At 55.5% G+C, this 21,796-nt stretch carries 18 protein-coding genes; 14 read left to right on the top strand and 4 right to left on the bottom strand.

What is annotated here, in order from left to right; all coding sequences use genetic code 11:
- Window positions 1-120 precede the first annotated feature (120 nt).
- The 4 genes from VAE57_RS12205 to VAE57_RS12220 all read right to left on the bottom strand — a co-directional run bounded on the left by VAE57_RS12205 (window position 121) and on the right by VAE57_RS12220 (window position 4,438).
- A complete protein-coding gene (locus VAE57_RS12205) occupies window positions 121-885 on the bottom strand; it encodes a hypothetical protein (RefSeq protein WP_322822151.1) in 765 nt (254 codons plus the stop codon).
- Between the two features lie 316 nt (window positions 886-1,201).
- A complete protein-coding gene (locus tag VAE57_RS12210; protein ID WP_322822152.1) occupies window positions 1,202-2,548 on the bottom strand; it encodes an ABC transporter substrate-binding protein in 1,347 nt (448 codons plus the stop codon).
- A gap of 65 nt (window positions 2,549-2,613) precedes the next feature.
- Complete coding sequence (locus VAE57_RS12215) at window positions 2,614-3,504, bottom strand: carbohydrate ABC transporter permease (RefSeq protein ID WP_416208450.1); 891 nt, start codon at window positions 3,502-3,504, stop codon at window positions 2,614-2,616.
- A 13-nt stretch (window positions 3,505-3,517) separates the two neighbouring features.
- Entirely contained in the window at window positions 3,518-4,438 is a 921-nt protein-coding gene (locus VAE57_RS12220) for a sugar ABC transporter permease (RefSeq protein WP_322822154.1), read from the bottom strand.
- A gap of 873 nt (window positions 4,439-5,311) precedes the next feature.
- Between VAE57_RS12220 and VAE57_RS12225 the strand changes: the two genes are divergently transcribed.
- From VAE57_RS12225 to VAE57_RS12290, 14 genes are all read left to right on the top strand, one after another.
- The gene (locus tag VAE57_RS12225) at window positions 5,312-6,421 is read left to right on the top strand and encodes a substrate-binding domain-containing protein (RefSeq protein ID WP_322822155.1); all 1,110 of its coding nucleotides are present in this window, start codon (window positions 5,312-5,314) and stop codon (window positions 6,419-6,421) included.
- Window positions 6,422-6,455: 34 nt separating this feature from the next.
- The gene (locus VAE57_RS12230; RefSeq protein ID WP_322822156.1) at window positions 6,456-8,093 is read left to right on the top strand and encodes a VWA domain-containing protein; all 1,638 of its coding nucleotides are present in this window, start codon (window positions 6,456-6,458) and stop codon (window positions 8,091-8,093) included.
- Window positions 8,094-8,184: 91 nt separating this feature from the next.
- Window positions 8,185-8,910, top strand: a complete 726-nt coding sequence (locus VAE57_RS12235; RefSeq protein ID WP_322822157.1) for a hypothetical protein — start codon at window positions 8,185-8,187, stop codon at window positions 8,908-8,910.
- 778 nt (window positions 8,911-9,688) lie between these two features.
- The gene (locus tag VAE57_RS12240; RefSeq protein ID WP_322822158.1) at window positions 9,689-11,128 is read left to right on the top strand and encodes a sensor histidine kinase; all 1,440 of its coding nucleotides are present in this window, start codon (window positions 9,689-9,691) and stop codon (window positions 11,126-11,128) included.
- Window positions 11,129-11,206: 78 nt separating this feature from the next.
- Window positions 11,207-11,566: a response regulator gene (locus VAE57_RS12245; protein ID WP_287158469.1), complete on the top strand. Its 360-nt coding sequence runs from the start codon at window positions 11,207-11,209 to the stop codon at window positions 11,564-11,566.
- A 523-nt stretch (window positions 11,567-12,089) separates the two neighbouring features.
- Window positions 12,090-13,541 (top strand): ATP phosphoribosyltransferase regulatory subunit, encoded by a 1,452-nt coding sequence (gene hisZ, locus VAE57_RS12250; RefSeq protein WP_322822159.1) that lies wholly within the window; start codon window positions 12,090-12,092, stop codon window positions 13,539-13,541.
- Window positions 13,538-14,215 (top strand): hypothetical protein, encoded by a 678-nt coding sequence (locus tag VAE57_RS12255; protein ID WP_322822160.1) that lies wholly within the window; start codon window positions 13,538-13,540, stop codon window positions 14,213-14,215. Before hisZ ends, VAE57_RS12255 begins: the two co-directional genes overlap by 4 nt.
- A 5-nt stretch (window positions 14,216-14,220) precedes the next feature.
- A complete protein-coding gene (gene hisG, locus VAE57_RS12260; protein ID WP_322822161.1) occupies window positions 14,221-15,228 on the top strand; it encodes an ATP phosphoribosyltransferase in 1,008 nt (335 codons plus the stop codon).
- Between the two features lie 2 nt (window positions 15,229-15,230).
- Window positions 15,231-16,259 carry a phosphoribosylformylglycinamidine cyclo-ligase gene (purM, locus tag VAE57_RS12265; RefSeq protein WP_322822162.1) on the top strand — a complete coding sequence of 343 codons (1,029 nt, stop codon included), beginning with the start codon at window positions 15,231-15,233 and terminating at the stop codon, window positions 16,257-16,259.
- An 11-nt stretch (window positions 16,260-16,270) separates the two neighbouring features.
- Window positions 16,271-17,020 carry a phosphoribosylaminoimidazolesuccinocarboxamide synthase gene (locus VAE57_RS12270; protein WP_322822163.1) on the top strand — a complete coding sequence of 250 codons (750 nt, stop codon included), beginning with the start codon at window positions 16,271-16,273 and terminating at the stop codon, window positions 17,018-17,020.
- A 436-nt stretch (window positions 17,021-17,456) separates the two neighbouring features.
- A complete protein-coding gene (locus tag VAE57_RS12275; RefSeq protein WP_322822164.1) occupies window positions 17,457-17,717 on the top strand; it encodes a GlsB/YeaQ/YmgE family stress response membrane protein in 261 nt (86 codons plus the stop codon).
- Between the two features lie 321 nt (window positions 17,718-18,038).
- Complete coding sequence (locus VAE57_RS12280; protein ID WP_322822165.1) at window positions 18,039-19,322, top strand: polysaccharide deacetylase; 1,284 nt, start codon at window positions 18,039-18,041, stop codon at window positions 19,320-19,322.
- 49 nt (window positions 19,323-19,371) lie between these two features.
- A complete protein-coding gene (gene kynU, locus VAE57_RS12285) occupies window positions 19,372-20,640 on the top strand; it encodes a kynureninase (RefSeq protein ID WP_322822166.1) in 1,269 nt (422 codons plus the stop codon).
- Window positions 20,641-20,844: 204 nt separating this feature from the next.
- Window positions 20,845-21,729 (top strand): PD-(D/E)XK nuclease family protein, encoded by an 885-nt coding sequence (locus tag VAE57_RS12290; protein WP_322822167.1) that lies wholly within the window; start codon window positions 20,845-20,847, stop codon window positions 21,727-21,729.
- The last annotated feature ends 67 nt before the right edge of the window (window positions 21,730-21,796 follow it).

The raw sequence follows: 21,796 nt of genomic DNA on the forward strand, positions 1-21,796 counted from the left end.
AGCCGGGTCGGCTATCGTTGCTGATTGGCAAGCGTTCATGCACCAGGACGACGGTCGTGCAGCACGATAGCACAGCTTTTATGAAATAAGTTCTACACAGACTCTTGGTTTCCCCAACTCTCAACGAACTGTGCGAAAGAAGGTAACCATATCAAGCATTCCGTAGAGGCTGGCACTGCGGAATGTGATACTGGTGCCGGCAGTGTAGTGTAAAACAACCTCTTCCCAGGCCGGTACATCTGCTTGCGCTTCCTCGGCCAGCGCTGCGTGCGCAAAATAACCAAGGGTAATGTGCGGCATGTACGGCTCGTAGGCGGCTATGCCGAAGCGACTGCGGAAAGTAGCGTTCCAGGAGCTGCGCAGGCCGTTGAGGGTAGTGAAGGTGTCCAGTGTCTCGGCGGTGGGCGCCAGCAATGCCACCAAAGCGGCTTGATGAACAATAACTAGACTCTTCACGGTAAAGCTCATCTGCCAGCCGCGCCGACGGATCAGTGGTGAACCGGCAATGGTGCCGCTGATGAGATTGCCGTGGCTGAGAGCACCGGGAATATCGATCAGCAAATCTTCAATTCGCTGTCGTACTTCTGGTAGGGCCTGGGCAACATTCCCATCGTTTGGCCCATCCCAAAGGGTAACGTGATAGGTTGCCGGCGGTAGAGCACACAGCAGATACCGGCGTAAAAGCTGATCAGTGTTGAGGGTACACATCGCGGCACGCAGACCGCGGTAGAGTGTATATTCGGGAATGGCATCAAGTGCGCAATCGAGTCTTAACCATGGCCCGTCGCGCCGTAATCCGATATTGTCAAACAGGATGGTCAAGCCCCGGTACGTAGCCCAGCACGGCTTAAAACCGGCAATTTTGGGATTGGTGATGGTCAACATAGCGACCGGGTGAAATGATGTTGTTGTGCCATAGCGCCTATACGTATCTATACGCACACAGCAATATACCGGATCGGTGATGGATACTATCGTCTACCTGGATACAATCGCTACTGTTGCGCCGAAGCTCTCGTGACAATGGAAAGTAGTATGTCATCGGTTATCTGTATTGATGCGCCATTACCGCCAATTGTCATACATCGTCATTGAACACAGACGTTACTGTATCAACACTCTCTACCATGTCTGGCGTTGGAGGGTGAACCGGCCCGTAGAGCAGACCGATTCACTCTCCTGTTTCAGATACCGAAAGGACCTAGCCCTCAACAGCTTTCAGGTCTTCCAGAATTGGCTGAGCAGCCTGTGTCAATTCATTGTTGACCTCGGCGAAAACGGCACTTGGCGTCTCGCCATTGACAATAATCCGCTCCAGCCCCTTACCGATGATCTGATCGCCATTGCGCACGAACACGCGGGCCGCATCCTGCGCACGGGTGTTCGGCAACTGATCAACCGCGGTCTTGAAATTCGGGTTCTGGTTGAAGAACTCAACCATCTCCGGGGTTTGCTTGGTGCTGATGCGCACCGGCATATAGCCAGTGCTGCGTGCCCATACGCCGGCATTGGCGGGGCTGGTCGCAAACGCGATATACTTCATCGCGGCCAGTTGCTTCTCGGCGGGTGTGCGACTGACAATCGCTAAACCGGCACCACCTGTCGGACACCCGAAGTTGGTCTCGCGGGGCAGGAAGCCAACGCCAACCGGGAAGGTAGCAGTAGCCTGAATACCGGCCAATCCTCCCGTTGAAGCCATCATCGAGGCAATCGCACCGCCGATAAAGTCCTGATTCAGATTGGGCGAGAGGATTGCCCATTTCTCCTTAAGCACGGTGTCCTGATAAAACTGGGCGGCGCGTAGGGTGTTGGGATCGGTCATGGCCATGGTGAAATCGGGTTGCGAGTACTGACCGCCGAACTGCCAGACAACACCCTGGAAGAGCCATGCGATATAACTGGTGCCGTTAGGGTGACCGAAGGCTGCCCGGCTCCCATCGCTCTTTACCAGTTTTGGTGCCCATTCTGCGAACTCGGCCCAGGTTTCTGGAGCGCGGTCAGGCAGGCCGGCCTCGGCCCAAATGTCTTTGTTGTAGTAGAAGAGCGGCGTGCTGCGGGCAAATGGAATCCAGTAGTGAACGCCCTTGCGAACCCCTTCGTTCAACAACACCGGCTCGTAATCGCTGAAATCAAGATTGACCTGCCGGGCGAGATCATCGAGGGCAGTGATCGCACTGGCGAGGTAGAAACTGAACCACCAGACATCCGAAAGCAGGATGACATCGGGAGTAGTGTTGGCCTGTAATGCCGCTGTAAACTTCTGCGCGGTCTCTTCGTAGCTGCCCTGGAACTGATACTCGACTTCAACTTCGTCTTGTGAGTCGTTGAACGCCTTGACCATCGCCTGCTCGGCTTCACCCAGATTACCGCTGAACGATCCCCAATACGTGATCTTGACCGTCGAACCGGGCTGGCTGACAACCGCCGGGGCTGTGGGAGCCTGACTGGTTGATTGCCCGCTTTGTGCCCCACACGCCGCCAGCACTGCCGCACCGCTACCTGCCATCATCAGGCGCAACAATTCGCGCCGGGTAAGGGTCTGTTTCATGGTGTCTCCTCTTGACATTAGACTATTTGCATACGGCACAAACCCGTATTGCACCAGGAATAGGGTCATCCCTTCACCGCACCGGCAGTCATCCCTTCAACAATAGCCCGCTGAGCAATTAGAAAGGCGATCAGTACCGGTACAATGAGAAAGAGTGATCCGGCCATCACCACACCCCAATTGGCTAATCCCTCGCTGTTCCGTAACCAGAAGACGCCAATCGGCAATGTGCGCATATCGGTCGTATTCGTAACAATCAACGGCCAGAGAAATTCATTCCACTTACTTACCACCGAGAGCAGGGCCATCGTCACGATAGCAGGCTGCGTGATTGGGGCGACTACGCTAAAGAGGATGCGCAGGTGACCGGCACCGTCGACTCGCGCCGCTTCGAGGATTTCGCGAGGTACGGCCAGAAATGCCTGCCGCAACAGGAAGGTACCGTAGGCAATAGCAGCCCCTGGAATGATGATGCCCTGATACGTGTTAATCCAGCCGAGACGGGCAATAGTGAGATAATTCGGCACAATCGTAATCTCGACCGGGATCATCAGCGCAGCCAGTAGGAGTAGAAAGACCAGGTCTTTACGCGGAAACCGTAGATAGGCCAGCGCGTAGGCCGAGAAGAGAGCGAGGGTGACTTCGAGGGCAGCGCCAAAGAACGTAGTAATGAAGCTATTCAGATAATACCGGCCAAATGGAGCTGCCTGCCAGGCCGCCGGAAAGTTGTTGAGAGTCGGATTTGCCGGCCACCACGTTACTGGTAACGAATAAATCTCGCGGGTCTCTTTAAATGCCGCCATCACTGTCCAGTAGACCGGCAAGCCAATGACAAGCACTGCGCCGATCAGGGCAAGGTAACCGGCGATACGCCACATCAACAGCGAGAGCGGGAGCGAGCGCCGGCGAGTAACAGTTGATGGGAATGGATGCTCAAGTTCGTTAGTTGTCATCATACCAATCCAGGTCTTATCCGTATGTCACCTGTCGTTCGAGGTATCGGATCTGCACAATGGTCAATGCGAGCATGATCAGGAACAGTACAACCGCAACGACTCCAGCTTTACCGGCATCGTAAGAGACAAAGCCCAGCTCGTAGAGATGGAAGATCAGGGTCGTTGTGGCATCCGCAGGGCCACCATTCGTGAGCACACGGATCATATCGAACGCCTGAAAACAGGTCAGCACACTGGTTACCGAGAGGAAAAAGGCAACCGGTGAGAGACCGGGAAGAGTGACATTCCAGAAGCGTTCCCACGCACCAGCACCATCAACCCGTGCGGCATCGTACAGTTCACGCGGGATATTCTGCAAGCCAGCCAGATAGATCACAACTGCGTAGCCGATATTCTTCCAGACATACACGATGATCACGGCGGGCATTGCCCAGAATGGGTCGGCCAGCCAGTTGGGTGAGTCGAGGCCGAAGAAGCCGAGTAGTTGATCGATCAGCCCGTATCGCGGATCGAAGATATAGCTCCAGACCACAGCCACCACCGCACCCGAAATCACGACCGGTGCGAAAACGATTGCACGAGCGGTGTTGCGATAGCGCAGTGGTTGGTTGAGCAGCAGAGCCAGCAGCAGGCCCAGAACCAGGGTCAGGCCAACCGACCAGACGGTAAAGGTGGCCGTTTGCCAGATAATGTTCCAGAACCGCAGATCGCTGAAGGCAGCGATATAATTTTGGAGACCGACGAATGGCTTTGTGGGACGAAGAAAATCCCACCGCACCATGCTCAGATAGACGTTGTAGATAAGCGGCCAGTAGGTGAAAATGGTGAAGAGAAACAGATTAGGGCCAATGAATAGTGCAAATAGTAACCATTCACGGTGTTCGCGCCGCAACGTATTGGGATGGCGCTCTTGTTTGGGCATGTGCGTGGCCATAATGTTCCACTTGCTTTGTGCATATTACTCGGCTTTCTATGGTAAGGAATGGAGATTAATCAATTATCATTGAATTATTAAGTAAACATTAAGTCTTGTCTACAAATCGATTAAGTCGCCAGTAGCGGAGAGATGTTGGTCAGTGCGGGAAAACTTACCTGGCTCATGTTTAAACTCAGTGCAGTAGGGTGCATTCTTGCGCGGCTCTTACGCCGCAGAAAACACTGATGGTTGACCGTTGGGGGATGCGCGTGGTGCGCCGTGGTTAAGGGCTTTTTCTATCCGCAAGCGTTAGCGTGTCCAGGCTGTGGGTGTGGTATCGCTCCCAGTAGTAGCTCTCAGTTGATTTGGCTACACCACTTTTGAACATGAGCCAACCTGCTTTGACCCAGGCTGCCACCTGTGCTGTGAGCAGTCCACGTGAGACTGACTGCTATAATCAACAGCACGACACTACGCGCAACATCGCAAAGCGTAACCGTATGAACCAGGTGGGTAGTGGCCAATTCCCATCGACACACTACGTCACGCTCTGAGATAGCCAATCTGATTATGCCCCTCCTCTGTGTCCTCTGTGTCTCTGTGGTGATAAAGATAGCAACTTGGATTTGAAACAGGTTCTAGCCCGACGCGCAAATATCCACGACCGAGTGTATTGCGCCGAGTCCTGGCAGATTGCTGTGATAGGTAAGGTACATGTGCCTGCAACGATTAGCCTGATATAAACGTATCTTTGTTGTGGAGCAGGCATATTGTTTTTATACTGGTAGCAGAGAAGTGCTACCATTGTTATTAGAGAAGATTTCGTCTTTCGATAGGTTTGGTCAGTGCACTTATCAAACCTCTGCTCGCTTGAAATTGAAAGAGACGTGCATGCGCAGCATCTCTCGCACAATTGCCGGTGTATATCTCCTGGCGACTGCTCTGCTAACGATCACTACTGTTATATGGGGGCCAGTTGGTTGGGCACCGCTGCCGTTACCTACTGCCGCACCACCAGTTCAAATCGAGCTGGCAATTAGCTCCGAGAAGGAAGCCTGGCTGCGCAGTGCGCTAGACCGCTTTGCCCAAACGAACCCGACGATCAACGGACGGCGCATCGAGGTGCGTTTACGAGTATCCGGTTCGCAAGAGTTGATTGGCGCCATTGGGCGGGGGGATGAGCCAACAGTCATCAGCCCGGCGAGTAGCATTCAGTTAGCAGAGCTGCAACGGCAGTATCCCGATCTCTTGCGCGACCCGGCCTCGCCACTGGCACTCACCCCAATAGTGGCACTGATGCGTGATGCTCCTTCAACGAAAGATATTGTTAATCCCTGGCAACTCTGGCAACGTCAACTGCCTGATCAAATAAACCAGCTTAAGTTTGGTATCTCCTCACCAGTGCAGAGTAATGGTGGATTGCAGTCCCTGATCATTCTGGCTGCACAATACCACCAGACTGCCAGCCTGACGGTTGATCAAGTGCGTGATGAAAGCTTCCGGGACTGGCTCCGTCAGATCAGTACTCGCGTGCCCAACTGGCCAGACAGTACCGGTACCCTGACGACCGATTTCATTGTTCGCCCTGGGATGTACGACATTATTACGACCTACGAAAATCTGGCGCTTCAGGCGTTTCGGCAAGGAGAAGGGCGCGGTTTGCGGTTACGTGTCTACTATCCGGCGGCAACACTGCTGAGCGATCATCCCTACGTTGTCTTGAGTGCGCCGTGGGTAGACAGTAATGAGCGCACAGCAGCCCTCCTCCTGCGCGATTTTCTGCGCAGTCCGGCAGAACAGACGATTGCCATGCGTGAATACGGTTTTCGTCCGGTCATTCCCCAGGTGACGATCAATTTCGATGACACCTCGTCGCTCTTTACTCGCTACCGCGAACGTGATCTTGGCGTACAGCTCGATATTACTGCTCAGCTCCAGCTTCCTCCGCTAGAGGTCGTGGAGGAACTGATTGCCACATGGCAAGAAGTCAGGAGACCTTAGACGTGGACATACAATTGTGAAAGGATATCGCTCTATGGCAGTACGTCGTCGTACGTTTGTGACCATACTGTTGCTGTTTCTGTTTGGACTGAGCGGTTGCGGTGATCTCTTGCCAGTGGGTATAGGGGATGTCAATCCTGTCACCATCACCATTGCCTACAGCCCGGAGAAAGAGAAATGGCTGACCGAACAGATTGCCCGTTTTAACGAGCAGCGGGTTATCGTCAATGATCGACGTGTGATAGTCGAGGGTGTCAACAAATCATCGGGTGCAGCCCGTACCGAGATCAAGAATGGCACGCTGCAAGTAACGGTCTGGAGTCCGTCGGCCAGCACCTGGCTGGAAGTGTTGAAGCAAGAGACCGGCAACCAGAATGTTGCCATCTCGAACAAGCCGCTGGTACTGACGCCGGTGGTGATTGCGATGTGGAAGCCGATGGCAGAGGCCATGGGCTGGCCGAACCGTCCGATTGGCTGGAAAGACATTCTCGATCTGACGAACGATCCGCAGGGTTGGGGGCGCTTTGGGCACCCGGAATGGGGACGCTTCTCGTGGGGACACACCGATCCGGAGATCAGCACCACGGCGCTCAGCACACTGATTGCCGAATTCTACGCTGCCACCGGCAAGCGCGAGGGGTTGACCGTTGCCGACGTGCAGAGTGAGCAGGCGACCGCCTTCATCCGTCAGTTGGGACGTAGCATCAAACATTACGGCTACAACACACTGATCTTCAGCGAAAACATGAAGAAATTCGGTATGAGCTACATCTCGGCCTTTCCGATGGAAGAGATTACGCTCATCGACTTTAACAAATTCAACCCACCTCCGACGCCTCTGGTCGCTATCTATCCAGCCGAAGGTACCTTCTGGCACGACAACCCATTCATCGTTATGGCGAGTGCTAGCGCCGATGAACAGGCTGCTGCCGAACGGTTCTATGAATTTCTGATCGGTGAAGAGAGTCAGCGGGCGGCAATGCAATACGGCTTTCGACCGGCTAATCCCAACGTTCCGCTAACCGATCCGATCAGTCCGGCGTTCGGTGCCGACCCGCAAGGTGTCCAGACAGTGCTGGCCGTGCCATCCGCCGAGGTAATCGTCGCTGTCAAAGACTCGTGGAAACTCAATCGCAAACGGGCCGATATTCTGCTGGTAGTGGACACTTCTGGCTCGATGGAAGGTGATAAGATGACGATGGTGAAGGCAGGAATCGAAACCTTCCTGATACGAATCTTGCCTGAAGACCGGCTGGGGATGATTACGTTCGACTCGCAGGCACGACTGGTGGCTCCCATGGCACCGCTGAGTGACAATCGGATTGACTTGCAGATCGCAGTTCAGGAGATGCGCGCCTCTGGTCGTACTGCCTTGTTTGATGCCCTCGACCTGGCACGACAGACGTTAGAGGCGTTACCGCCGGCTGAGGATGACCGGATTCGGGCAATTGTGCTGCTCTCTGACGGTGCCGATAATGCCAGTCGGGCGACAATTGAACAGATTCGGAGTCAGTTTGATGAGAGCGGTATCTCGATCTTTCCGGTAGCCTACGGCAGTGATGCCGACCGCGAGGTGCTCGAGGCGATTGCCGAGTTTTCCCGCACCATCGTTGTGGTTGGTGATACGGGTGATATTGCCCAAATCTTTGAGAATTTGAGTCGTTACTTCTAAACCACGATTGGGGCAAACCGCCGGCGTGGGTATGTTGTGAGAGAGTACGTTCGCCTGGAAGATGGCTCTTGCTCAACTGTAGGTAGGTCGTATGAAGGCATTACGCATCGCTGCCCGGCAACCACTCGCCGTACTCGTGCTGGTGGCTGCCATCTTCGGCGGATTAACCCTCACCATCTGGTGGTTACTGCTTGGACTGGTGATCTATGGTGTCGTCGTATGGCTGGCGGTGCAAGATCCCTTTTTGACGGCCCCGCCGGCTCGTCCACGCCCACGGATTAGCAGTCCGCTGTTGCGCACTGCCATCAACGAGATCGAACGTTCACAGCGCGAGGTAGAGCGGGCAGTGGCCGGAACACAGGGGGCACTGGCCGGTATTCTCACGAATATTGTCACGCAGACCCGTGATTTAGTCGAAGAAGCGTATTTCCTTGCCGATAAGGGCCAGATCATTGAACGCTATCTGGCATCGAACGATTACCAGCGCCTCACTCAACAGGTAACCCAACTCGACTGGCAGATTAGTGCAACGATTGACCCCTTTACCCGCCAGCAGCTTGAGGAGCGCCGTAAAGCGCTGCTTGATCAACAAAAACATCTTCAGGACTTGCGGCTGTATATTGACCGCATTCAGGCCCAACTGGCGAACATCGATGCCAGTCTCGATACGATCCTGGCCGAAGTTATTCGCTTGCGTACAGCCGATGCGGTGGCGATGACTTCGGCAAGCAGCAATGTTCAGCAACGCCTGGCCGATCTCCGTAGTGATATGGAGGTGTTTCGCAAGGTGTTGGATACGGCAATGACCGGGATATGAGCGGTTTGTTTCTATAACCAAAGTTGCTACCGTTGTCACCACAGAGGCACGGAGGACTCAGAGGATGGGCATTATCTGAGTTGCTACCGTGAGGCGTGACCTGGCGTGTCTACGGTAATACGGTAAGTGGATGCTCCCCCCGTCGTTCATGCAGTTACGTCGCACGATGTTGCGCACAACATCGTGCTGTTCGTCCTGGTAGTCAGCCTCTGTGAGATGCTCATAGCATAGCTGGCAACTTGAGTTGCTATAACAGTCCGGCCCCGTTTGGCTATGGTGTACGTGCTTGAACAGGATATCAGGATATACAGGTAGCCTGCTCCGCTGGGTAGCGCTCACCGTGCCGGATGGCATTTTGCGTCTGGAGGTGCACGGCTCGCTTTTTGGCGTAACAACCATCGCACCACTGTGATCTACACCGAACCTCTGATCATTGCTCATCCATACGTTCTACCCCGGTGTGGAGGCTGGCAACGATGGATATGACAATTTCACTCAACCGGTCATCGTGATAATGTTCCGGATGGCGGATGCGACCCCTTTTCGCGCATGATGGTACGTCAACGGCATCCACGCAGAATCGCCTCTTGCGCGTAATCATGTTGTCCGTCTGGTGTCCATCATTGCAAATTCGTGCTACATCAAATAAATCTACATGTGCTATCATAATGCCAGAATTCCGGCCTCTTTCATCATTTTTCAATCTTTATGACAGGCACACAACAGCTACAATACGAACAGGCAATCCATTCATAACGCTCGCGAAGGATAAAGGCCAATGGTTGCGCGTACTCTCAACCCCGCCCGCACTCCGGTCGCAACGCCCGATGAAGGGTTGGTCACCGACCTGTTACCACCGATGCTCATCCTGCTGGCTACGCTGGCAGGAGCGGCGACCGGTATTTTGCTCCTCAATCGCTGGAGTGGCAATGTCTGGCCCTATCTGATTATCGGCTTACTGCTCATCTGCCTCGCGGTGAGTGATCGGCTGCGGCGGCGAGGCGATTTACGTATGGCCAGTATCGTTATCGTTGCCGCAATAACATTATTACCCGTGCTGAGTTGTGCTGCCTTTGGTTTTACAAACAATATCTTTATCTACCTCTCGGTATTGGGGGTTTTTGCTGCCGGGATCATGGTCTCGTCACGTGCACCGTTTCGTGCCGGACAGGCCGCAATTTTGCTGTACCTGCTCCTTTTGCTGGGTGCCGACCTGATCGGGCAGCCACGACCGACCTGGTTCGAGGTGATCGGTCATCTGTTGCTGCTGATCGCCCTGTTGTTCGGCGCAGCGACGCTCAGTTGGGCGGCGGCCTATGTGGTGCGCGGAACGATCAGTTGGGCGATTGATACAGCCCAAAAGTCCGAGCGGCGTGAGCAGTTGCTGCGAGAGACGCAGGCGACGCTGGAGCGGGCACTGCTTGAGCGCGATCTCTTGAATGAGCAGCTCTACCGTACCACGCTTGAGCTTGAAGAAGCGCGCACTGCTGCTGAAGCGGCATATCGCTCGAAAGCCAATTTTATGGCCACAATGTCGCACGAATTGCGTACTCCACTCAACATTATTATCGGCTTCAGCACAGCTATACTGGAACATCCTGAAATGTACGGTGACGTTCGGATTGATGAGCAGGTACTGCAAGACATTGCCGAAATTCGGCGGAGCGGTCAGCATCTGTTAGGACTGATCAACGACATTCTCGATCTGGCAAAGGTTGAGGCCGGGAAACTTGAGCTGAACAAGACGAATCTGGCATTAGGCCCACTCCTGGAAGAAACACTTCGTACTGCGCAGGCACTGATCAATGACCGCCCTATCCAGTTGCGCCGCGAGTATCGCGAACCATTGCCGACAGTGTTTGCCGATGAGGTACGGGTGCGGCAGGTCTTGCTGAACCTGGTTTCAAATGCCTGTAAGTTTACGCAGGTAGGTGAAATTGCAGTTGGTGCTCGTGTCGATACCAATGAGATTGTGCTGTGGGTGCGTGATACCGGTATCGGTATCGCACCGGTAGATCAAGAGCGTATCTTCCAGCAATTTGAGCAGATCGAAAATGCCGATACGCGCCAGCATGCCGGTACCGGGCTTGGTCTCTCGATCTGCCGCTGGTTAGTTGAACTGCACGGTGGTCGGATGTGGGTAGAGAGTGAATTGGGTAAAGGTAGCATCTTCTTCTTCTCGCTACCGCGGATGCGGGCCGGTAGTGAACCGGCATAAGGCGAAAGGTTGATTGACCGGCAATGTCGTTGGTCATCTATCACCGGTGATGGTTGGGTTAGCAAAGGAGCAAGAACGATGGCCCGAATTCTCCTTGTCGATGATGTCTATACGGCCCGTTCGATGTTTGAGCGAGTGCTCCGTCACGTTGGGCGTCACGAGGTGCTTTCAGTTGGGAGTGGGGCTGAGGCGCTGGCAAAGGTGCGTGAGTTTGCGCCTGAGATCATCATTCTCGACATCAGTATGGCTGATCGGGATGGGTTGATGGTCTTACGCGACCTGCGGGCCATGGGTATTACCTGTCCAATCATCGCGCATACCGCTCGCACTGAAAAGACGCCGGGTGAGTTTGTGGCCCAGGGCTTCGATGCCTATGTGCCGAAGACGGGTAATCTGACCAATCTGTTGAGCACGGTGCGCGATCTCCTTGGGCGTTGAGCGGTCATTGTCGGTGTCGTCTGATCGCAAACTGATACGTTGTCTAAATCACTACCCTGGTGTTGCACCTGAGCGATGTACTTCTGTGAGCAAGAGCCGGTACGATTGATGTAAGTAGGGGCACGGCATGCCGTGCCCCTACTTGTCATCGTCGCAGGTTGCTACGTACTGGAAGTTATCGCATTCATTGCTAACAGACGCCGTGATCGTGACGCGCACACGCAGCACCCTCGTGCCCAGCAGGGTCAACGGTGTGACAGGCGCTGGATCGTGAGTACGGCTGGTGCGGCAGCCATGCTGCCGCACGCCACACGATGCGACACAGCCAATCTGGAAGTAACGAGAGCATGATCCGCGGTTCACGCAGCATTCTGGTGCGCACTTGCGCGATGTATCTCAGGGAGCAAGAATTGATAAAAAGAGCACAGCAGGCTGTGCTCTTTTTTCGTCATGCCGCATGGTCAGAGTGGTGTTGCACGCAACATCTCTGCGTCGGTTACAATGGAATAAGGAGCAGCAACTGATGGGAGGCGCTGTGAGTATTGATCTGGTACGCGGCATGCGTGATGTCCATCCTGCGGAATTCGCGCATGGCCGATACATACAACGTATTCTCGAACAGACGATGGCCGGTTACGGCTATCAGATGATTGATACACCTGTCATCGAGCATCGCGAACTCTATCTGCGTAAACTCGGTGAAGACCTGGTTGGTAAGGTCTACGAGTTTAGTTTTGGCGGTCGTGATCTGGCATTACGCCCAGAATGGACGGCGTCGGTATTACGGGCTTACGTGGCCAGTATGCAGGATCAGCCTCTGCCGTTACGCCTGAGCTATGCCGGGCCGGTATTCCGCTACGAACGTCCCCAACGCTATACCTATCGCCAGTTTACTCAGGTCGGTGGTGAGATCATTGGCGGCCTACCGCCACGTGCCGACGCTGAAGTGATTGCGCTTGCCTGTGCTGGTTTGCAGGCCGTAGGTGTAACTGAATACACGGTTCGGATTGGGCATATTGGGCTGGCTCGCGAGTTGTTGAGGCGGTTTGCACTGCCGGAACGTACCCGTGGTCTGCTGGTCTGGAGTCTCGAACGGTTGCGCGCAGAGGGAATTGCTCCCGTGCGTGAACGGGTGTTGGCCAATCTCGGTACCCCTCCAGAGGGGCTGGAACTTCCTGCCGGTCTGGATGATGATCAGGCCGCACGCTGGCTCGAACGGGTGCTGTCCGCTATGCAGATCGACCTGCGCACCGGAACGCGCAGTCCGGCTGAGGTGCTTCAGCGCCTGCTCCGTACATTACGGCGCGCCGATGAACAGCCCCTGGTCGAAGCGGCTCTTGAACAATTAGCCCGGCTGGCTACCATCAGTGGCCCGCCTGAACACGCTATCCCTCTGCTGGCCGATCTGCTGGGCAGCGGATCGGCAGCGTTTTGCGAACTACAGGCGATTCTCAACCTCTTCGCCGCTTACCATATCCCTGCAGAGGGAGTTGTGATTGATGGTGCGCTGGGGCGTGGGTTACACTACTATACGGGCTTGATTTTTGAGATTTACGACCGCGAGGGGAATCAGCTCTGTGGCGGTGGACGGTATGATGATCTGGTAAGCGCACTCGGAGGAAGGCATGCCACCCCGGCAGTTGGTTTTGCCTATGGGCTTGAACGGGTAACCGCAGCCGCAACGACGGGCAGCGGCGAGTCACCGACAACGGTACTGGTTGCTGCGGTGAGTGATGATGACTACCCCTATGCTTTACAGGTTGCCGAGCGGTTGCGTGCCAGTGGTTATATTGTCGTGCAGGATGTGCGTGGTCGTAGCGTTAAAGACAATCTCCGTGATGCAACACGACGTAATTACAGGGCGGTTGTGATTGTCGGTGCAGCAGAACGGGCCGGTGAGTATGTGATCTGGCGCGATCTGGCGACACGTACCGAGCGTCAGATACCCATCGCGATGTTGGGGAGGCATCTGTGAGTGTGGGTCTTACCTGGGGGCGTGCTGTTGAACTATTACCTCATCAGCGCCAGCACATCCTTGCTCACTATCCGGTCTGCTGGTTACCGTGGGCCATGGATACGTCGCGAGCAGACCATCTCCCAATTGGCAGTGCCGGGCTGATTGCGACTGCGGTGGTTGAGCGGGCGGCACAACGTGTGGGGGGGATTGTCTATCCAACCCTATGGCACTACGATACTGTTGAGACGGGCGTCTTTCAGCGGGTGATGACAGCCTGGCTGACGATGGTTGCCGATCAGGGCTGTCAGGTTGCGGTTATCACCGGTTTGGTCGGTACCGTTGCCGAAGACCTGGCGCTGATTGAGGCGGCGGAAATGGCGATGTGTCAGCATCGGTTACTCGCGCTGGCGGTCTCGCCCCTGGAGCTGGTTGACGGAACGATGCATGATCGGGGGGCGTTGTGGGAGACGTCGTTGATGCTGGCACTGCGTCCCGATCTGGTAGACCTTACCCGTGTGGTTGGTGAGCATGAGCAGGATGTGCGCAATGTCGCCAGTGCATCGTTGGGCCAACAGACACTGATGCTGGCAGGTGAGCGACTGGCCGGCGCGGTACGTGATCTCCTTGAGCATCGCAATACGGCAGCGCTGGCTGCCCTCTATCAGCAGCGCCGTGAGCGCTATAGACAGTAACGACTATGACACTCCGTTTTGCTATCCCTTCCAAAGGTTCCGGCTACGAGTCAACCATTGCGTTGCTCGAAAGTTGTGGGCTGCGGGTGACCCGCGCCAATCCCCGGCAGTATACCGCGGTGCTGCGCGGTCTACCCAATACCGAGGTCTTGCTCCATCGACCGGCTGATATTGTGCTCAAGGTAGCCGAGGGCGCTATCGATTTGGGGGTGACCGGCTACGATTTGCTCCACGAGCTACGCGGTGATGATGACGATGATGTGTTGACGATCATTGATGATCTCGGTTTCTGGCGGGTCGAGCTGGTCTTTGCTGTGCCCCAAAGCTGGATTGATGTGACATCGTGGGCCGATCTGGCCGATCTGGCGGTTGAGTTTCAGTCGCGCGGGCGGCGCTTGCGGATTGCGACCAAATATCCTAACACTGTCCGGCGGTTCTGCTATGCGCAGGGGATAAATGTCTTCGAGCTGGTTGAGTCGCAGGGTGCAACCGAGGCGGCTCCCAGTCTGGGGTACGCCGACATCATTGCCGATATTACCGAAACTGGCACGGCAATCCGGGAAAATCAGTTGAAGATTGTTGGCGGGCCATTGATTCGTTCCCAGGCCATCTTGATTGGGTCGCGGCGGGCATTGCGTGGCAATCGTCATCGGCTGGAGCTGGTGCGGCAGCTCTGTGAGTTGATTGAGGCGCGTCGACGGGGCCGCCTGTTCTATTCGCTGACGGCTAATCTGCCTGGGGCTTCGGTGGAAGAGGTGGGGCGGAAAGTCACCGCACGCCACGAGCTGGCCGGCTTGCAGGGGCCAACCATCGCGCCGGTCTGGAGTAAGTTTTCCGGTGACAGTGGCTGGTACGCTGTTAATGTGGTAGTTCCGCAAGAGGAACTACTGCCGGCCATTGATTATTTACGCGCTATCGGCGCAAGCAGCGTCACAACCGTGCAGGTACAACACGTCTTCCGGGCGGAAAGTGAGGCGTTTGCGCGCCTCTGCGCACGTCTCGACGAGGAGTAGCTATGTCGCAATATAGTGCAGCCGGCGTGGATATTGCTGCGGCAACGCGGGCGAAAGAGCTGATGGCAGCAGCAGTGCGGAGTACACACGGGCCGGCAGTGCTGGCCGGGATGGGAGCTTTCGGTGGATGTTTCGATGCGGCACTGGCGCTGGCCGGGATGCAGGCACCCGTTCTGGTCAGCAGTACCGACGGGGTAGGCACCAAAACGCTGGTTGCCGCAGCGTTGGGGCGGTACGATACGGTTGGGCAAGACCTGGTCAATCACGCGGTGAATGATATTCTGGTGCAGGGAGCGCGGCCACTGTTCTTCCTCGACTATATCGCTGTCGCTAAACTCGATCCGGCACAGGTGGCTGCGATTGTGGCCGGTGTCGCCGAGGGGTGTCGGGCGGCTGGTTGTGCTCTGATCGGTGGTGAAACGGCGGAAATGCCGGATGTGTACGCGCCGGGGGCGTTCGATCTGGCCGGGACGATTGTGGGGATTGTGGAACGAACAGCAATGTTGCCGCGCCCTGATATTGTGCCCGGCGATGCGATTCTGGCCTTGCCCAGTACCGGCTTGCACACCAATGGCTATTCGCTTGCCCGTCGGCTGGTGGCGCACCACTTTGCGACCGATGGCTATGCGGCCCGTCCGTCAATCCTTAACGGTCAGACCATCGGTGAAGCGTTGCTGGCCATCCATCGCTGCTACCTGGCAGAGGTGCATGCGCTACGAGCCGCCGTGCCGGTGAAAGCGCTCTGTCACATTACCGGCGGCGGCATTTACGACAACCTTCCCCGCGTGCTGCCTGCTGGTCTGGGGGCCGAGATTGTGCGGGGAAGCTGGCCTATTCCCCCGATTTGCCAATTGCTGGTCGATATTGGTGGACTTGACGAGCGGGAAGCGTTCCATGCCCTGAATATGGGTCTGGGGATGCTGGTCATCGTTCCTGCCGATGCTGCGGCAAGCGCACTCGCTACTATTGCCGATGCCTGTCTGGTTGGACGAGTGACCGCAACTCCTGAAGTACGGCTGGTTGATGCCTGAAGGAGGCAGCAATGGAACTCGGCTATGTCTTGACCGAAGGGAAAACTAAAATTGTGTACGCTCACCCGACCGATGCCGGGCTGGCGATTCTTTATCACAAAGATGGGATTACCGCTGGTGATGGTGCCCGGCGTAGTGTGATTGAGGGCAAAGGAGCGCTAGCCGGGCAGACGACAGCCAATGTCTTTCGGTTGCTCAACCGGGCCGGGATTGCCACCCACTTTGTTGATGCGCCTGAGCCGAGGTTAACAGTGGTGCGACGCTGTACGATGATCCCGCTCGAAGTCGTGATGCGGCGATTACCGGCTGGATCATACCTGCGACGTCATCCAGAGGCCGCCGGGCAGCGCTTCGATCCGCCGCTGGTGGAGTTTTTTCTTAAAGATGATGCCCATCATGACCCACAAATCTCTCCGCAAGAGATCATTGCCCGGGGGATCGCAACCCCTGCTGAAGTCGAGCAGATGACGGACACTGGAAGAAAGGTCTTTGTAACCCTGGAAGCAGCGTGGCAGCAACTTGACGTAACCCTGGTTGATTTGAAGATTGAATTTGGCCGTACTGCCCAGGGTGATCTACTGGTGGCCGATGTCATCGACAACGACTCGTGGCGGATCTGGCCGTCTGGCGATCCGGCACAGATGCTTGACAAGCAGGTCTACCGCAATGCGCAGGTGGTTGATGAGGCACTACTGGCCGATGTACGGGCACGGTATGCGTTGGTTGCTGAGTTGACGAGTCGGTGGGGAGCGGGTTTGTAGAACAAGGGACAGTTGACGCACAACAGATTACTCGTAACCGGTGATGAGAACCTGATGGCGATGGGGATGTATCGCAGCTTACGGATTGCCTGGAGCTGCGCAAGTTAACGGTGTTGCGAAGGGTAGCGGGTTAATCGGTTGAGTGATGAACACCCTATTTCAATTCCTGAAAGCCCCTGCGGGGTTGGTCTGGTGGCGGGGAGATGTTGTCGCACATTTCTCCATGGTCGCTCTGCAGGGGACTATACCGTATTGTTCATAAACCTCCCATTCATACGTGAGGTATTAGTATGCCGGTTGCTTCCTGTCTGTGATCGGCAAGTATCCATACTATTCGATTAGTACTGGTGGCAACTATTGACAACACTGTTTTTCAGATGTTACAGTAGGAATGTTTCGTATACAAGGAGAATGATGAAGATGTAAGGAGGCAACCATGACTCTGCAACCTGGTGGTATCATCTCCTGGATTCTCGTAGGTCTGATTGCAGGTTGGTTGGCCGGAAAACTAACGAAGAACTCACGTGGTCTGGCAGGCAATCTAATTCTTGGTCTGATTGGAGCTTTCGTTGGCGGGTTTATCTTTGGACTGCTGGGTATTCAGGGAAATGCCGGTTTCCTGGGTAGTATCGTTGTGGCAACTATCGGTTCTGTGATCCTGATCTGGCTCAGTCAGTTTTTGGTTAGTAAGCGTTAGAACTGATTTTTTCGGCGATGTCTGGCTATCAGGGCAGTGGGACGAAAAGCTGTAGTCCAGACCTATACACCCGCACTCGCGAAGAGTGCGGGTTTGCTGATCTCATGTGGAGTAGCCCGGTGTTGTATTGTTGTAGACGGTTCTTCAATGCTCACTCAACAGGCATTTCGCTTGTAGCATGGCACCAACCTTCCTGTTGTTTGTCCACTCACAAATTACAAGCCATTACTGGCCTGCCAGGCAACGCACCGAAAAACTGGTAGACAGTCTTCACCAGGCGTGTTATATTCAAAGGCAAACCACCGATACCAGTACACAGGCATGCAAGAGATCATTATTCCATTTCATATTCTTGTGAGTGCCCGTACCCCGCAGGGCTATCCGCTGCGGGCAACTTGTGCTGGCCGCAGCGCGGAGGTGATCATGCCTCCGTTTGCCGGAGCGAGCATCACCGGTAACGAGCTGGGTGAGTGGCTGTTTCCGACACCAATCCGGCAATTATTGATCGAAACGGCACGTGAAGCTGTTGACCATAAAGCACGGATGCAATTACGGCTAGAGGTGGCTGCGCCTGAGCTGACGGTTTTGCCCTGGGAGAGTGTTACACTCAGCAGTGGCGATCAGTGCTGGCAGCCCGCGATTCGCGACGATTACACCCTGGTACGTATCAGTTCTCGTTTCATTCATCCGCTGCCACCGCGCCGGGTCGCAGGGCCGTTGCGAGTCTTGATTGCAGTGGCCCGTGGCCACGATGCAGTGGCCGACGCTTTAGGTGAAGCCCTTATCGAACCGGTACGGGCCGGCCTGTTGGTGGTGGATCGTCTGCGTGAGGCAACGGCTGACGAGATTGTCGCTGAACTGGCAGCAGAGCCACGCCATATCTTGCATCTGATAGGTGAATGTGAGCAGCCGCCCCGGCAGGCCGCACGGATGCGTCTGGGGCGAGCAGTTACTGCCGGTGAGCTGGCTGAATTTCTGGTCGGTATTGATGATCTGCGTCTGTTGACGGTAGCGGGCAATGCTGTTGAGAGCTGTGTCAACTTCGTCTCTAGCCTGCATCACCTCGATGGGCGGGCGGTTGTTGCTTTACCCAATCTCAGTACTCCTGCGCAGGCGCGTTGGAGTACGGTCTGTTATCACGCGCTGGCCAGCGGTGAACCGGTGGATATTGCGGTAACCATGGGCAGAGCTGAGCTAGCCACCCTTCAAGAGTCCTGGAGTGCGCCGCAACTTTACCTGGCCCCCGGTGGCGAGCAACTCTTCCGTCCGGGTGAACCACCGATTGCGCCGGCACCACCGGAAGCAGTGCGCACGGTGCGCGCAACGACACCGGTTCAGCGCAAGCCACGATTTGCCCCGATCACAACCAGTGTTGGTGCCCCAACGAAGCGGATACAGGAACTGGCGCGGCGGATGCGTCTGCGCCCCCAGATCATTGCCCTGCTGATCGCCAGTCTGGTACTGATTCTGCTGGTGAGTCAGGTGATCGATCTGCCGGGTGGCAGCACACCGGCCCCAACGTCGGTTGTTACGCCAACCCCCCCGCTGCTGCTCGATCCGATACGGATTCCGGTACCGACACTCATGCCAACACCTGTGCCATAAGGTGTGGTAGTAAGCACGTATTGTTGTAGAGCTTTGGAAGGAAATGGTCATGACCGAGCCCCTGGATCGTGCCTATGCAGACCAGCTTGATGCGGCTGATGATTTGGCCGGTATGCAGCAGGCGTTTGTCAACCTTGAACCGGATATGATCTACCTGGACGGCAACTCGCTGGGACGGTTGCCGCGTGCTACGGTTGATCTGGCCGATGATCTGGTGCGAAGACAGTGGGGCGGGCGTCTGATTCGCGGGTGGAATGAGGGCTGGTTTGAACTGCCAGAGCGGATCGGGGCTAAAATCGCCCGTCTGGTTGGGGCTGCACCAGATGAGGTGATTGTCGCCGATAGTACGTCGGTCAATTTGTTTAAGCTGGTCGTGGCTGCCCTGCGGGCGCAACGGGGTCGGATGCGGATCATCAGCGATGACCTCAACTTTCCCTCAGACCTCTACATCTTGCAAGGTGCCGTCGATCTGCTTGGATCGGAGCATGAAATTGCCCTGGCGTATTCAGCCGATGGCATTCACGGTCCGGTTGAGACGATTCTGAGCCTGCTTGACCACAACACAGCCCTGCTAACCCTCTCCCACGTTACCTTCAAAAGTGGCTTTCTCTACGATATGAAAGCCCTGACTGCGGCTGCCCATGCGGTTGGCGCGTTGACGATATGGGATCTGAGTCACTCGGTTGGGGCGGTGCCGATTGATCTCAACGGTAGTGGTGTTGATCTCGCGGTTGGTTGTTGCTACAAATATTTGAATGGCGGTCCCGGTGCCCCGGCATTTTTGTATATTCGGCGCGATCTGCAGGAACGTCTGATCAACCCGATTAGTGGCTGGATGGGGCAGCGTGATCTGTTCAATTTTGATCTGGATTACGCGCCGGCAGCCGGTCTGCGCCGCTTTCTTACCGGTACACCACCTGTCATGTCGCTGGCGCTGATCGAGCCGGGTGTCGATCTGGTTCTGGCCGCCGGGATTGAGCGCTTGCGGGCCAAATCGATTACCCAAACCGAATACCTGATTGAGTTGTGGCAGCAGCGGCTGGCCCCGCTCGGTTACACGTTCCACTCACCCCGCGATCCGGCGCGTCGAGGTTCACACGTCTCGCTCGGCCATCCTGCCGGTCTTGGTATTGATCTGGCTCTGATCAATGAGCTGAATGTGCTGCCCGATTTTCGTACTCCCGATAACATCCGACTCGGCATTACGCCGCTCTACACCAGTTTTCGCGACATTTACATCGCGGTTGAGCGTTTGGCCCAGGCGGTGACCGAACAGCGCTATCTGAATTATCAGTCAAACCGACCGACAGTGACGTAACGGTGTGAGCGGCGTGTTGATGAGGAAAGTCTGGTTGCTTCACTACAGTCGCTCTTCCCGCAGCGATCAGCTTGTTCGGGAAGCCTGCAAATTCGTTTAGAGCGTTTGCACTTTTTTCCTCACACAATGCAGTCGCGCATGGTATAATCAAAAAATAGAACAAATTTTGCAATATGCTGCGCTTGCGCATCAAAGGATCACATCATGCCTCTCGAACGCGAGCAAATCAGAGCATTAATCTTGCAAGAATTGCCTGCACTCCTTGAGACAGACCCGGAAGTGCAGCGGCTCATCCTGCAACTCACCCAGAAGTATTTCGCCGGTCGCTCAGAAACAGAGAGCCGGTTTGATCGCGTGCTCGAAGAGTTGCGCCAAATGCGGGAAGAACAGAATCGGCGCTGGGAAGAACAGGCCCAACGCTGGGCAGAGCAAGCCCAACGGTGGGAAGAACAGGATCGGCGGTGGCAAGAGCAGGCTCAGCAATGGGCAGAACAGAATCGGCGGTGGCAAGAGCAGGCCCAACGCTGGGCAGAGAATGATCGCCGCTGGGAAGAGAACCAGAAGGAAATCCGGGAAATGCTTCGCCGATTGGGTGAGATGGATGAGCGACACGCGGAAATTGAGCGTAAGTGGGCGGAGCAAGCCCGGCGATTGGACGCGGTCGAGCGAAAATTCGACTCGACGATTGGCGCTCTCGGTGCTCGTTGGGGGCTGCATTCAGAGGAGACGTTCCGTAATGCGCTGCGCGGCATTCTCACCGATTTCTTCAATCTCGAAGTGGTTCAGGTGAACGAGTACGACGAGACGGGAGAGGTGTTCGGTCGCCCCGATCAGATTGAACTTGATCTGATCATAAAGAATGGTACTCTACTCATCTGCGAGATCAAATCGTCAATGAGTAAGGCCGATATGTACCTGTTTGAGCGGAAGGTGCGCTGGTACGAACGCCGCCACGAGCGCAAAGCCGATCAGTTGATGGTAATTTCGCCGATGGTGGATGCACGGGCCAGGAAGGTTGCCGAGCGCTTTAATATCGTTGTGTACAGTTTTGCCGATGATGCCGGTATGGCTTTGACCGAGACTGAATGATTGCTGTCTTTTGTCGGGTGCGCTCTTTGTGTGGCTGAGGATAAGCAGCTGAGGTGGGCACGTGCCA

Origin of the sequence: Chloroflexus sp., from assembly GCF_034434295.1 — a bacterium.
Classification (GTDB): domain Bacteria; phylum Chloroflexota; class Chloroflexia; order Chloroflexales; family Chloroflexaceae; genus Chloroflexus.